This is a genomic window from Pantoea sp. X-Soil-TKNS-1279 (genome assembly GCF_059730565.1).
The window spans coordinates 2,219,580-2,232,774 of sequence record NZ_AP035948.1 but is presented as its reverse complement, the minus strand read 5'-3'; the positions used below and the strand labels follow the sequence as shown (position 1 = coordinate 2,232,774).

11 protein-coding genes are annotated in these 13,195 nt (G+C 56.3%); 8 read left to right on the top strand and 3 right to left on the bottom strand.

Going from position 1 to position 13,195, the window contains the following annotated elements; translation table 11 throughout:
* Positions 1–34: 34 nt before the first annotated feature.
* The gene (locus AC6I8N_RS10570) at positions 35–370 is read right to left on the bottom strand and encodes a DUF1283 family protein (RefSeq protein ID WP_208723457.1); all 336 of its coding nucleotides are present in this window, start codon (positions 368–370) and stop codon (positions 35–37) included.
* 130 nt (positions 371–500) lie between these two features.
* Here AC6I8N_RS10570 and AC6I8N_RS10565 point away from each other — a divergent pair, with 130 nt between their 5' ends.
* Positions 501–830 carry a YnfA family protein gene (locus tag AC6I8N_RS10565; RefSeq protein ID WP_021183202.1) on the top strand — a complete coding sequence of 110 codons (330 nt, stop codon included), beginning with the start codon at positions 501–503 and terminating at the stop codon, positions 828–830.
* A gap of 41 nt (positions 831–871) precedes the next feature.
* On the opposite strand, the gene ydfG is transcribed toward AC6I8N_RS10565, so the two are convergent.
* Positions 872–1,618: a bifunctional NADP-dependent 3-hydroxy acid dehydrogenase/3-hydroxypropionate dehydrogenase YdfG gene (gene ydfG / locus AC6I8N_RS10560; protein ID WP_021183203.1), complete on the bottom strand. Its 747-nt coding sequence runs from the start codon at positions 1,616–1,618 to the stop codon at positions 872–874.
* Positions 1,619–1,994: 376 nt separating this feature from the next.
* On the opposite strand from ydfG, the gene guaD reads away from it, so the two are divergent.
* The 5 genes from guaD (at position 1,995) to dcp (ending at position 10,009) form a co-directional block, all read left to right on the top strand.
* Positions 1,995–3,323, top strand: coding sequence for a guanine deaminase (gene guaD, locus AC6I8N_RS10555; RefSeq protein ID WP_497829010.1), 1,329 nt, complete (start codon positions 1,995–1,997; stop codon positions 3,321–3,323).
* The gene (xdhA, locus tag AC6I8N_RS10550) at positions 3,320–4,762 is read left to right on the top strand and encodes a xanthine dehydrogenase small subunit (protein ID WP_497829009.1); all 1,443 of its coding nucleotides are present in this window, start codon (positions 3,320–3,322) and stop codon (positions 4,760–4,762) included. Before guaD ends, xdhA begins: the two co-directional genes overlap by 4 nt.
* Entirely contained in the window at positions 4,752–7,118 is a 2,367-nt protein-coding gene (gene xdhB / locus AC6I8N_RS10545; protein ID WP_497829008.1) for a xanthine dehydrogenase molybdopterin binding subunit, read from the top strand. The genes xdhA and xdhB overlap by 11 nt, the downstream gene beginning before the upstream one ends.
* A complete protein-coding gene (xdhC, locus tag AC6I8N_RS10540; RefSeq protein WP_021183207.1) occupies positions 7,105–7,878 on the top strand; it encodes a xanthine dehydrogenase accessory protein XdhC in 774 nt (257 codons plus the stop codon). Before xdhB ends, xdhC begins: the two co-directional genes overlap by 14 nt.
* An 82-nt stretch (positions 7,879–7,960) precedes the next feature.
* Positions 7,961–10,009: a peptidyl-dipeptidase Dcp gene (gene dcp, locus AC6I8N_RS10535; protein ID WP_497829007.1), complete on the top strand. Its 2,049-nt coding sequence runs from the start codon at positions 7,961–7,963 to the stop codon at positions 10,007–10,009.
* Positions 10,010–10,109: 100 nt separating this feature from the next.
* On the opposite strand, the gene hpxO is transcribed toward dcp, so the two are convergent.
* Complete coding sequence (gene hpxO / locus AC6I8N_RS10530; RefSeq protein ID WP_021183209.1) at positions 10,110–11,267, bottom strand: FAD-dependent urate hydroxylase HpxO; 1,158 nt, start codon at positions 11,265–11,267, stop codon at positions 10,110–10,112.
* A 311-nt stretch (positions 11,268–11,578) separates the two neighbouring features.
* Between hpxO and AC6I8N_RS10525 the strand changes: the two genes are divergently transcribed.
* Complete coding sequence (locus tag AC6I8N_RS10525) at positions 11,579–11,818, top strand: hypothetical protein (RefSeq protein ID WP_036625193.1); 240 nt, start codon at positions 11,579–11,581, stop codon at positions 11,816–11,818.
* Positions 11,819–11,893: 75 nt separating this feature from the next.
* On the top strand, positions 11,894–13,153 hold the full coding sequence (locus tag AC6I8N_RS10520; protein ID WP_497829006.1) for an acid phosphatase: 1,260 nt from the start codon (positions 11,894–11,896) through the stop codon (positions 13,151–13,153).
* Positions 13,154–13,195 lie beyond the last annotated feature (42 nt).

Genomic DNA, 13,195 nt, shown 5'->3' with positions numbered 1-13,195 from the left:
GAACTCCCTTGATAACTATAGCAGCGTCAGCAACTTATGGCGTGACGATACGGCCGGTACGACGGTCAAGGCAGCGCAGCGTGTTGGGTTCCCAATAGGCGTTAACGTTGTAGCTTTTCTCGCAGGCATCACGGCTATCAAACGCTTTATCGGTTTTATCAAACTCTTTCTCGACGCGGGTATTCACTTTATTGCGCAGGTTGCGGGTGTCATTCCATTGCTCCTTGCTTTGACGTGCCGCCTCATTGCTGGACGCGCTGTTGCCGTTTTCAATGATCAGGCGATCGGTTTGCGCTGAAGCCAGTGGGGCAGCCAGCAACACGCTGGAAGTCAGTACCGCGGCAAGCAGTGCGGGAAACAATTTTTTCATCGTCTTTTCCTTTAGTTAACGCCAGCACCATCGCGATGGTGGCTGTAACAACAATGCCCGGTAGTATATCATCGCTGCTTCTTTACTCACCAGTGGTGAGGCATTTGTTGAGACTTCTGAGAGACTTTTTATGCTGGTGAAAACCACCTTGCTGTTTTTTTTAACTGCGATTGCGGAAATTGTTGGGTGCTTTCTGCCGTGGTTATGGCTGAAGAAGGGCGCGACAGCATGGTTGTTACTGCCTGCGGCGGCCAGCCTGATGCTGTTTGTCTGGTTGCTGACCCTGCATCCGGCGGCCAGTGGTCGCGTTTATGCCGCCTACGGTGGCGTTTATGTGTTGACCGCGTTGATCTGGCTACGTGTGGTGGATGGGGTAAAACTCAGCCCGTGGGATTGGGCCGGGGCGCTGATTGCCTTGAGCGGCATGCTGATTATTGTCGCTGGCTGGGGACGGGCCTGAGTTTCGCGTAGCGGCGCGATTTATCGCGCCGCCAGGGATTTTTAGTCCTTATGTACCTTCAAACCCGCAAGGGTTTGCGTTACCGGCATCATTTCCAGCGTGTTGATATTGACGTGCTTCGGTAGCGTCGCCACCCAGTATACCGCTTCGGTGACATCCTCGGCGGTCAGTGCGGTAGTCCCTTCATAAACCTTATCGGCTTTACCGTCGTCACCTTTGAAACGCACATTAGAAAACTCCGTACCGCCCACCAGACCCGGTTCGATATCGGTTACGCGCAACGCGGTGCCGTGCAGATCGGTACGTAAATTCAGGCTGAACTGGCGCACAAAGGCTTTAGTTGCACCATAGACGTTGCCACCGGCATACGGCCAGCTTCCGGCAATCGAACCAATGTTAATGATATGGCCAACGTTGCGTTCCACCATAGCGGGCAGCAGGGCGCGCGTCATGTACACCAAACCTTTGTTGTTGGTGTCGATCATATTTTCCCAATCTTCGATATTGGCTTTATGCGCGGGTTCGATACCGAGCGCCAGACCGGCATTGTTGACCAACACATCGATATTGCGCCATTCAGCCGGCAGTGCGGCGATAGCTTCTTCGATAGCGGCACGGTTGCGCACATCCAGTTGTACGGTGTAGAGATTGTCGCCCAGTTCGTCTTTCAATTCCTGCAAACGCTCAACGCGGCGTCCGCTGGCGATCACTTTATGACCTGTAGCAATGAAGCGGCGGGTGATACTTTGACCAAAACCGGCCGTCGCACCGGTAACAAAAATAATCATCTCACTGTTCCTTAAACGATTTCAGGTTCCACTCCACACCTTAGCATTATCCCTGGTGCTACGCCCATGAAAAGGCGTTGTGGAATGTTGCTTGCACGATTTCAGCGCACAACTGCACCAACATGGCACAAATCATTGCCGCGCAAAGGGTGCAAAAAGCCCGTCTCACCGGCAGTTGTTAAATCGCAACCGATTGCGAAGCATGGCAACCGTTTGCGCATTCGGTTGCCTGGGTATGCTGCCATAGAAATTCCTTATAACAAACTAATATATTGAATATAAACATAAAAATAAGTTTTTTGCGTTGGCATGGTGTTTGCAAAACTCCTTAAAGGCCATCACCTGCCATAACAAAGATAACGCAAGGAACTACTTTATGCCTTTTGCATCCGAAACCACGCTGCGCGCCAGTTTTTTTGATTTTACCGGCGTGGCACAACAACCCGATACCATTGCTGAGCAGGCGCGCTACCTCGAAGATGGTGTATTGACGCTGCATGACGGCAAAGTTGTCAGCCTGGAGAGTTGGGAAAACGCGCAGTCGCGCATTAACCCTGCCACGCTGATCGACCTGCGCGGCAAACTGATCGTACCGGGGTTTATCGATACCCACATTCACTATCCGCAAACCGAGATGATAGGGGCGTTTGGTGAGCAACTGCTGGAATGGCTGAACCAATACACTTTCCCGGTCGAGAGCCAGTACCACTGTCCCGATCATGCGGCACAGATGTCAGCATTCTTTCTGCATCAGTTGCTGGCGAACGGTACCACCACCGCGCTGGTATTTGGTACCGTGCATCCGCAATCGGTGGAAGCATTGTTTAGCGCCGCGGAGCAGCTCAATATGCGTCTGATTGCCGGTAAGGTGATGATGGATCGCAACGCTCCGGCTTATCTGACCGAAACCCCGCAGGCAAGCTACCTGCAAACCCGCGCCTTGATTGAACGCTGGCATAATCGTGGCCGTCTGAGTTATGCGCTGACGCCACGCTTTGCCCCGACATCGTCGCCACAGCTGTTGGAAAAAGTCCGGCAGCTACGGGCAGAGTTCCCCGACACCTGGTTGCATACCCATCTGAGCGAGAATCCGCAGGAAATCGCCTGGGTCAAAGAACTGTTCCCGGAGCATGACGGCTATCTCGATGTGTATCACCAGCATCAGCTCACCGGTAAACGCAGCGTGTTTGCCCACTGTCTGCATCTGGATGACCATGAATGGCAGTGCCTGCACGATACCGATTCATCAATCGCTTTCTGTCCAACCTCCAACCTGTTTCTCGGCAGCGGGTTATTTAACATCAAACGCTGCTGGCAGCAGGGCGTACGGATGGGGATCGGCACTGACGTCGGTGCTGGCACCACCTTTAACATATTGCAAACCCTTGGTGAGGCTTACAAAGTCGGCCAGCTTCAGCACTATAAACTCAGCGCCTGCGAAGCCTTTTATCATGCCACGCTCGGCGGAGCGCATGCGCTGGATCTCGACCATGCCATCGGCAACTTCAATCCGGGTAAAGAGGCAGATTTCGTGGTGCTCGACCCTGCTGTTTCGGCATTGCAGCAATTGCGTTACGCCAACAGCAAAGATATCTGGGAAAAGTTGTTTGTGCTGATGACGCTGGGTGACGATCGCAATATCGCGCAGACCTGGGTCAATGGTCAGCCGGTCTGGCAACGGGAAAGCGGGGTAAAAGCGGCATGATTCAGTTTCTGCTTAATAATCGACTGGTGACTGAACGCGATCTCGATCCGAACCTCACCGTATTGAATTATTTGCGTAATCACCAGCAGCGTCGTGGCACCAAAGAGGGCTGCGCCTCGGGCGACTGCGGTGCCTGCACCGTGACGCTGGGGAAGGTGATGGATGGACGCATGCATTATGAGACGGTGAACAGTTGCCTGACGCTGGTCAGCAGCCTGCAAGGCAAGCAACTGATTACCGTCGAGGATTTACGCCAGGGGGGCGATCTGCACCCGGTACAGCAGGCAATGGTCGATTGTCACGGTTCGCAGTGTGGCTACTGCACGCCAGGTTTTGTTATGTCGTTGTTCACATTACAGAAAAACAGCCACGGCTGGAACCGCCACCAGGCGGAACAGGCGCTGGCGGGCAATCTGTGTCGCTGCACCGGTTATCGGCCCATTATGGATGCGGCACAGCAGGCCTGTGAGCAGCCTGTCTGCGATAACTTCAGCCAGAGCGAAGCCAGCGTGGTACAACGCTTACAGGCGTTGGTCAACAACGAGGTACAGATACTGGAAGCCAACGGCAACCGCTGCCTGGTGCCAAAAACTCTGGATCAGTTGGCAGCCCTCTACCAACAACATCCGCACGCGCGTTTGCTGGCGGGCGGCACCGACCTGACGTTACAAATTACCCAGCAATATCAGCAGATTCCGCTGTTGATCGCGCTGGAGCAGGTCGCAGAGCTGAAGGTATGCAGCGAAGATGAAGCGCACTGGCGTCTGGGCGCAGGGGCGTCACTGCATCAATGCTATCAATTTCTCGCAGCACGTATTCCGGCGTTTAGCCGTATGCTGGAACGCTTTGCCTCGTTGCAAATTCGTCATCAGGGCACGCTGGGTGGCAATATTGGCAACGCTTCGCCGATTGGTGATGCTGCGCCGATGCTGCTGGCGCTGAATGCCCGACTCGAATTACAGCAGGGGGAACAGTGCCGGGAAGTGCCGCTGGATCAGTTCTTTACTGGTTATCGCCAGACGGTGTTGCAACCCGGCGAGTTTATTCGCACTATCATCATACCTCGCGTGACAGTGTCACCTGACTTTGTCGCCTGGAAGGTATCCAAACGCCTCGACGATGATATTTCTGCGATTTTTGCCGCCATCAACCTTCAGATTGAGCACGGCACGGTGCAGCATGTCCGCATTGCGTTTGGCGGCATGGCGGCCACCCCCAAACGTGCGCTCAATGCTGAAGCGGTGCTCAACGGTGCCACGTTTGACCTGACAACTATCGAATCGGCCTGCGCCGCCCTGAGCCAGGATTTCCAGCCGCTGAGTGATTTCCGCGCCAGCGCTGCCTACCGTTTGCAGGTGGCGCGGAATCTGTTGCGTCGCTACTACGCACAGGCCAGCGGCGAACTGACTATCGCAGAGGTGACGCGCTATGTCTCATAATCGCCCGCAACTGAATGAAACCCTGTTAAAAACCCAGTTTGACGCCGGTATACAAAGCGGTGTCGGGCGTAGCCGTAAACACGAAAGCGCAGATAAACATGTCTCCGGCGAAGCGATTTATATCGATGACAAACCCGATCTGCCGGGTTTACTGCATCTCTGCCCGCTGCTGAGTCCTCATGCTCACGCGCGTATTACCAAACTGGATGTACAGCCCTGTTACGCAGTGCCTGGCGTGGTCAGCGTACTGACCTGGCGTGATGTGCCGGGCAGCAACGATGTTGGCCCGTTAGAACCGGGCGATCCGCTGCTGGCACAAGATAAGGTTGAATATCTCGGCCAGGTGGTGATTGCCGTTGCAGCAGATTCACCGGAAGCCGCGCGCGCCGGTGTCGAGGCGGCGATTGTCGAATACGAAGCGTTACCGGCGATCCTCGATGTTTGTCAGGCGCTGGAACAGGGGCTTTTTGTCCAGCAGCCGCACGTCCACCAGCGCGGCGATGCGGATGCAGCGTTGGCCCATGCACCGCACCGTATTCAGGGCAGTTTCCATATTGGTGGTCAGGAACATTTCTATCTGGAAACCCAGACGGCGTTGGTGATCCCCGGTGAAGACCATGCGCTTCAGGTGTTCTCCTCCACCCAGAACCCGACCGAGGTACAAAAGCTGGTGGCTGAGGTGATGGGGATCAGCATGAATAACGTCACCATCGATATGCGCCGGATGGGCGGGGGCTTTGGCGGCAAAGAAACTCAGGCAGCGGGTGTTGCCTGCCTGTGCGCCATTGCCGCACGTCAGACGCGACGACCGGCGAAAATGCGCCTCGCACGCCGTGACGATATGCGTATCACCGGCAAGCGTCATCCTTTCTACGTGCGTTACGATGTCGGATTTGATGACACGGGACGCTTTTGCGGTGTGAAGATCGATCTGGCAGGAAATTGCGGTTTTTCACTCGATCTTAGTGGATCGATAGTCGATCGAGCCATGTTCCATGCAGATAATGCTTATTACCTCGGCGATGCGCTGATTACCGGTTATCGCTGCCGCACCAACATCGCGTCTAATACCGCCTACCGTGGCTTCGGTGGGCCACAGGGCATGGTGGCGATTGAGCAGATCATGGATCACATCGCGCGCGAGTTGCAGCTCGACCCACTGGAACTGCGCAAGCGTAATTACTACGGCAAGCAGGATCGCAACATCACTCATTATCACCAGCAGGTAGAGGATAACCTGCTGGATGAGATCACCAACCAACTGGAAACCAGCAGCGATTACAGGGTGCGGCGCGCGGAAATTCAGGCATTTAACGCCGCCAATCGCGTGATGAAGCGCGGGCTGGCACTGACGCCGGTAAAATTTGGCATCTCCTTTACCTCCAGCTTTCTGAATCAGGCGGGCGCGCTGATTCTGATCTACACCGACGGCACGGTGCAGCTCAATCACGGTGGCACCGAGATGGGACAGGGGCTGAACACCAAAGTGGCGCAAATTGTGGCGGAGGTGCTGCAAATCGACATTAGCCACATTCAGGTTACCGCCACGGATACCGGCAAAGTGCCCAACACCTCGCCAACGGCGGCCTCCAGTGGGGCCGATCTTAACGGCAAAGCGGCACAGGATGCGGCGCAGACCTTACGTGATCGCTTAACCGCGATGCTGTGCAAGCTGCATCAATGTGAGGTTGAGCAGATCAGCTTCAGCAACGGTATCGTGCGCGTCAGGGAGCAGCATTTTACCTTCGCTGATGTGTGCCAGCAGGCGTGGCTCAACCAGGTGCCGCTGTCGGCTACCGGGTTTTATCGGGTGCCGGGTATCCATTATGACCGCAACGCCGGACGCGGCACGCCGTTTTACTACTTCTCTTACGGTGCCGCCTGCTGCGAGGTGTTGCTGGATACCTTAACTGGCGAGTACCGCTTGCTGCGCGCCGATATTTTGCATGATGTCGGGGCATCGCTTAATCCGGCCATCGATATTGGTCAGGTGGAAGGCGGTTTTGTGCAGGGAATGGGTTGGCTGACCTGCGAAGAACTGGTGTGGAATGACCAGGGCAGACTGCTCACTGACGGTCCGGCCAGCTACAAAATTCCGGCCATCAGCGATGTGCCTGCCGATCTGCGCGTGACTCTGGTGGAGAACCGCAAAAACCCGCAGCAGACGGTGTTCCATTCCAAAGCGGTGGGCGAGCCGCCGTTTATGCTGGGGATTGCCGTATGGTGCGCGTTGCAGGATGCGGTCGCCAGCGTCGCGGATTACCGTCAACATCCGCTGCTGGATGCGCCAGCCACGCCAGAACGGGTTTTCTGGGGCGTACAGCGCCTCTCAGGAGCGGATGATGATCTACCATGACTGGATTAGCGTGCTGCATCGCCTGCGGGAAAAACGGGAAAGTTGTGTGCTGGTCACCGTGCTGAGCGAGCGCGGTTCGGTGCCGCGTGACAGCGGCAGCAAAATGGTGGTCACCGCCAGTGACAGTTTTCTCACCATCGGCGGCGGCCATCTGGAGTATCAATGTATCGCTCAGGCTCGCGAGATGTTGCAGCAGCAGCGCGCTGCACCGCATACGGAGGAGTTCGCGCTGGGCGCGCGGCTCGGTCAGTGTTGTGGCGGCATGGCGACCATTTTGTTTGAACCGCTGATGCAGCAACAACCAGAAATTCAGGTGTACGGTGCCGGGCATGTCGGGCAGGCGCTGGTGCAGCTATTGGCGACGTTACCCTGTCACATAACCTGGATTGACAGCCGTGCGGCGCAGTTCCGCAACGTGCCGGAAGGCGTCACGGTATGTCAGGTGGATGACCCACTGGACTGCGTGGCGGAAGCCGCCCCAGGCAGCTATTTCGTGGTGATGACCCATCATCATCCGCTCGACCTGGCGTTGAGCGAAGCCATCCTGCGACGCGGCGACTTTCGTTATGCCGGGGTGATTGGTTCAGAAACCAAAGCACAACGCTTCCGTTACCGGCTCGAAGGTAAAGGTATTGCGGCAGATACGCTTGCGCGCCTGCGTTGTCCGTTGGGGTTGCCGGATGTCAAAGGGAAGCTACCCGCCGAAATAGCCGTAGCGGTGGCGGGAGAGATCATCAGTGTTTATCAGCGGCAGACGTGAGTTGTTGAGACGCGCTGAAACTGCCAGGATAGAAACATTCCGCCGGGGCTTGCTCCGGCGTTGCTGATGATCAGGAGCGATAATGAATTCAAGAGCCAATCCTTTCTTCACTGCCAGCACCTTACCGTATCAAACCCCACCGTTTGACCTTATTCAGGAAGACGATTTTCTCCCGGCGCTGGAAGCCGGCATTGACGAAAAACGCCGGGAAGTCGCGGCGATCGCCAGCAATCCAGAGCCTGCCAGCTTCGAAAATACCTATGAGGCGCTGGAGCGCAGTGGCCAACTGCTCAGTCGTGTCAACCTGGTGTTTGGTGCCATGACCTCAGCCAATACCAGCGAACGACTCCAGGACATTGATGAGCTGATCACCCCTAAACTGACCGCGCTGACCGATGAGATCACCCTCAACAGCCAATTGTTCAGCCGACTGGATTATGTTTATCAGCATCGTGGTTCACTCTGCCCGGATGCGGAAGCGATGCGGCTGACGGAAGTCACCTGGCAACATTTTAAACTGGCCGGTGCCGCACTGAATGACGCAGATAAAGCGCAACTGCGCGCCTGCAATCAGGAGCTGGCGACGCTCGGCACCAAATTTGGTAACCGCCTGCTGGCGGCCACCAAAATGGGGGCGTATACCGTCAGCGACCCCGCAGCGCTGGCTGGGTTGAGTGCCGAAGAACTGGCTCACGCTAAAGCAGCGGCTGAGGCGCGCGGCTTATCTGGCGAGTGGTTGATCCCATTGCAGAACACCACTCAACAGCCCGCGTTGCAGTCACTGAGCGTACGCGCCACGCGTGAAGCGTTGTTTCAGCGTGCGCTGTCACGGTGTGAGCAGGGCGACGATAACGACACCCGCGCGCTGGTGCTGCGGATGGCGCAGTTACGTGCGCAGCGCGCCAGCCTGCTCGGCTTTAAAACCTATGCCGAGTGGGGGTTGCAGGATCAGATGGCGAAGACCCCGGAAGCCGCGTTCAGTTTTATGCGCAACATCGTACCCGCGGCGCGTGAACGCGCTGAACGTGAAGCGGCGGATATCCAGCAGGCGATCGAACAGGCCCATCACAGTTTTCCGCTGCGCGCCTGGGACTGGAATTTCTACGCTGAGCAAGTGCGTAAAGCCAAATATGACCTGGATGAAAGCCAGATTCGCCCGTACTTTGCGCTGGAGAACGTGCTGGAGAAAGGGGTGTTCTGGTCGGCCAGTCAGCTGTTTGGCATTCGCTTCAGCGAACGCCACGATCTGCCGGTCTACCACCCTGATGTGCGCGTGTATGAAATTTTTGATGCAGACGACACGCCACTGGCGTTGTTCTACACCGATTTCTTCAAGCGCGATAACAAAAGCGGTGGCGCGTGGATGAGCAATTTTGTCGATCAGTCGACGCTGCTCGACACCAAACCGGTGATTTACAACGTGTGCAACTACACCAAACCCGCCAGTGGTCAACCTGCGTTGCTGAGCTGGGACGAAGTCATCACCTTGTTCCACGAGTTTGGTCACGCGTTGCATGGTTTGTTCGCGTCGCAGCGTTATGTCAGCATTTCCGGTACCGCGACACCGCGCGATTTTGTCGAATTCCCGTCGCAGATTAACGAACACTGGGCCAGTAACCCGCAGGTGTTTGCCAACTATGCCCGCCACTATCAAAGTGGGGAATCCATGCCTGCTGAACTGCGCGAAAAAATGGTGCGTGCGGCAACGTTCAACAAAGGTTATGACATGACCGAGCTGCTGGCGGCGGCACTGCTCGACCTGCAATGGCATTCGTTGACCACGACGGATAACCCGGAAGATGTCAGCCATTTCGAGCTGCAAGCGCTGGCTGCGGAGAATATCGCGCTGAGTGCGGTGCCACCGCGCTACCGTTCCAGCTATTTCCGCCATATCTGGGGCGGCGGCTATGCCGCAGGTTATTACGCCTATATCTGGACGCAAATGCTGGCTGACGATGGCTATCAGGCGTTTGAGGAGCGGGGCGGCTTAACCCGCGAAAATGGGCAGCGATTCCGCGAGCAGATTTTGTCGCGCGGCAACAGCACCGATTTGCAGTATCTGTGGCTGGCCTGGCGCGGCAAAGCGCCGGAAATCGGCCCGATGCTGAAAAACCGCGGATTGTCGTCGTAGCGGCGCGATTTATCGGTTCAGCGCGTGCGGTTGCCCTCATCCCGGCCTTCTCCCGCAAGCGGGAGAAGGATGAGTGCACTATGCCAGCGGGGGAAGAGGATCAACCCAGCGGGCCGCCTTCAATGGTGTCGCACATCCCGGCGAGCACGCGCTCGCCGGTTTCATTTTTCAGTTCCTGATACCATGCGGCGGTAATCGCTGCATCTTTGGCGTGGGTAACGTCACAACGCTTACGCGCCTTCAGCACCAGATCTTTCGTGCGCTCCACCCGACGCGCCTGGTAACGCAGTAAGCCATCCTCAATCCCCAGCGAATGTGCCGCCAGCGTCTGCGCCAGCACGATCGCGTCTTCCATCGCCGCACAACCGCCCTGACCGATATCCGGCGTCGTGCTGTGCGCCGCATCGCCCAGCAGCGCCACCCGCCCTTTGACGAACTGGCTGAAAGGTTCGATATCGTGAATCTCCACGCGGTTGGTGGTTTCCGGGTTGATCGCATCGATCAGTCGCTGCACCGGGTCGGCCCAGCCAGCAAAGTAACCGCGCAGATCGTCTTTCAACGTGCTGCGATCTTCCGGCAAACCTTTCGGCAATGGTACATCAAAGAAGAAGTAAAAACGGTTGCCGCTCACCGGCATCAGCGAAACACGTTTGCCTTCGCCGACAAAGGTGGTCCACTGATCCGCCGGAGCGATGCTTTCGTCAATGGTCACCAGCCCGTTCCAGTTAACGTAACCGGCATAGCGACGTTCGACGCTTTCGCCCAGCACGTAATGGCGAATGACCGAATGGGTGCCGTCGGCGGCAATCAGAAAATCAGCTTGCTGCTGGCTGCCATCATCAAACCATGCCGTCACGCCAGTGGCGGTCTGCTCAACCTGGGTGACGCGCTTGCCGAAGCCAATGCGTGAACGGCCATAAGTATCAATCAGCATTGCCTGCAACTCGGCGCGTGCGACCGGGTAAGGATGTTCGCCAACCTGCTGCACCAGCGGATCCATGCTAAAGCGGGTCAGGGTAGCGCCGCTATGGGCATCGTTGTAGGCCATAAACGCCATATTGCCGCCCAGCGCCCGCAGGGACGCTTTCATACCCAGCGCATTGAGACACTTCACCCCATTGGGCCAGATTGAAATGGCTGCGCCTACCGGTTTCATCTCTTTGACCGCTTCAAACACGGCAGTGGTAAAGCCTGCTTTTTCCAGCGCAATTGCCGCGCTCATCCCGCCGATACCGGCACCAATCACAATCGCTTTCATAACCTTCTCCTTTGCTATACCGGAACAAGCTTGCAACTTTTGTACCAATAACGGGAGGTCAGGTTTCCAGGCCACAATGCGCTGATATTTATTGATATTAATCAATTTATATCAAGGTAATTTCACAAGACTGCACAACGATGCATCATCAGCTTGCACCGTATTGGTTCAATTCTTGCTGAGGTGTGAATCAATGGTTTCATTCGTAGCGGCGCGATTTATCGCGCAATATCGCACAACGAAAAAAAGCCTGCGATAAATCGCGCCGCGACAGCCATACTCTTTCCGATCAACCACACGAGGGTAAGGCGATGAAGTGGACCATCCTGTTGCTGCTGCTCGTCAGCATTGGCGCAGCCGCTCAAACCCGCTGGCAACCAGAAGGCAAATCCCCGATCCCGCAGCTCACGCCTGCGGCGGCGAAATGCGATGTGTCGGCCTGTCAGCAGAATTGTTATATCCAGCAGTCACAATGCAACAACGACAAAAACGGCGCATGTGGCTCGCTGGCACAAATTTGTGTACAAAACTGTGCCAGCCAGTGTCGTTAACTGAAATAAAACTGTCATAACAGGGTGCTAGCGTGTTTCCCCGGCAAGGTAATATTCTGATAACAGGGGAAAATAATGAAAACCCGCTTCACTCTGATCGCAGCCCTGCTGCTGCTGGCGCAGCAGGCGCACGCGCTCTCACTGCCGGACGCCGCTGCGCTCGCCAGTCAGACTTCCATCGGTTCTGCTCAGGCAGGTTACAACGATCTTGAACAGCAGATGCAACAAGCGTTGCGTGCGGCGTTACAGGGTAACAACCCGCAGCTCACACGTAATCTGCTGGAAAAAGCCAAACAATCCCCCACGCAGGCGGATTACGCATGGCTGAAAAGCAGTGGCTACGATTTCCAGACCAAAGCCAATCAGCAGGCGGGTATCGCGCTGCTGGCGGGGTTTAGTGCGCTGCCAGCCAGCGTGCTGGATGCGAACCGCGCCACCGTCACCCAAATCAACCTGAATGCCACGCAGGGCACACGCCATCAGGCGCTGGCTGATGCCGAAGGCATCAACCATCTCTATTTCCTCGCCGATGCGCTTGGCCCGCGCCTCGGAAAAGCCTTTCTGACCGCCTATGACAAAGGAGAACTGGGCAAAGCGGCGGCGCTGATTAAAGCCAGCGAAGTCAGCACCAGTGCGGCGAAAAAACACTTCAACTATCCGCGTCCGTTCCTGCATGAAGGCAACACCATTCACCTGGTGCCGGACGATGTGGTGGTGAAGGATAACCACCCGTACACCGCTGATGGCGGTTCTTTCCCGAGCGGGCATACCAATACCGGTTATACCGATGCGCTGCTGCTGGCGGAGATGGTGCCGGAGCGTTTCGAAGCGCTGGTCACCCGTGGTGCGCGTTACGGTTACTCGCGTCTGGTGCTGGGGGTGCATTACCCCCTCGACGTGATGGGTTCACGCATGGTGGCGGAACGCAATGTGGCGAATTATCTCAACGATGCCCGCTATCAGGCATTGTTCAGTGAAGCTCGCGAGCAACTGCGTGCGGCACTGGAGAAAGAGTGTGGCACCTCACTGGCGGAGTGCGCGCGTAGTACCGGCAAGGATGATCCGTATCGGTCACCGCAGATGAAACAATTTTACCGTTTCACCCTGAGCTACAACCTGCCGCAAACAACCGGCAAACATGTCGCGGTGACGGTACCTGCCGGGGCTGAAGTGCTGCTGAAAACCGCGCTGCCACAATTGTCTGCTGCGCAACGGCGCGCGTTGATGGTGAAATCGGCACTGCCCGGCGGTTATCCGCTTTCCGGCAATGCGGAGCAGTCATTCTGGCAACGTCTGGATTTGACAGCGGCTTACGCGCTGGCAACTCAACCTTAAGTATTTCATCCCGTAGCGGCGCGATAAATCGCGCCGCTACGG